The 633-nt window shown below is 67.5% G+C and carries 1 protein-coding gene; it reads right to left on the bottom strand.

Going from position 1 to position 633, the window contains the following annotated elements; genetic code table 11:
- A partial coding sequence (locus tag ACFSJG_RS14765) for a carboxyl transferase domain-containing protein (RefSeq protein WP_378486001.1) occupies positions 1 to 633 on the bottom strand: 633 nt, incomplete at both ends.

The following is a 633-nucleotide window of genomic DNA, read 5'->3' as shown; positions in this document are numbered from 1 at the left end:
TGCTTGGAGCCCATCACGTCGTACGCGCCGCCGTACGCCTTGCGGGTGATGACGGTGATCTTCCCGACGGTGGCCTCACCGTAGGCGTAGAGCAGCTTCGCACCGCGCCGGATGATGCCGTTGTATTCCTGGTCGGTGCCGGGCAGGAACCCGGGGACGTCGACGAGGGTGACGATCGGAACGTTGAACGCGTCGCAGGTCCGGACGAACCGGGCCGCCTTCTCCGAGGCGTCGATGTCGAGGCAGCCCGCGAACTGCATCGGCTGGTTCGCCACGATCCCCACCGAGCGGCCGTCGATGCGGCCGAACCCGACGATGATGTTCGCGGCGCGCCCGGCCTGCACCTCGAGGAACTCGTCGTCGTCGAGCAGACGCCGGATCACCTCGTGCATGTCGTACGGCTGGTTCGCCGAGTCGGGGATGATCGTGTCGAGTTCGAGGTCCTCGTCGGTCAGCGACTCCTCGATCGATCCCGCGATCGGATCGGACGGCGCCAGCCGGGGTGCGGCGGCCTGATTGTTGCTGGGCAGGTAGGAGAGCAGGTCCTTGACGTAGTCGAGGGCGTCCTGCTCACCGGAGGCGACGTAGTGCGCGACACCGGACTTCGCCATGTGGGTGTGGGCGCCACCGAGG

Origin of the sequence: Rhodococcus gannanensis (assembly GCF_042681175.1) — a bacterium.
GTDB classification, from domain to species: Bacteria; Actinomycetota; Actinomycetes; order Mycobacteriales; family Mycobacteriaceae; genus Rhodococcus_G; species Rhodococcus_G gannanensis.
The sequence above is the reverse complement of the archived record's forward strand: the minus strand, read 5'-3'. Positions and strand labels throughout refer to the sequence as shown.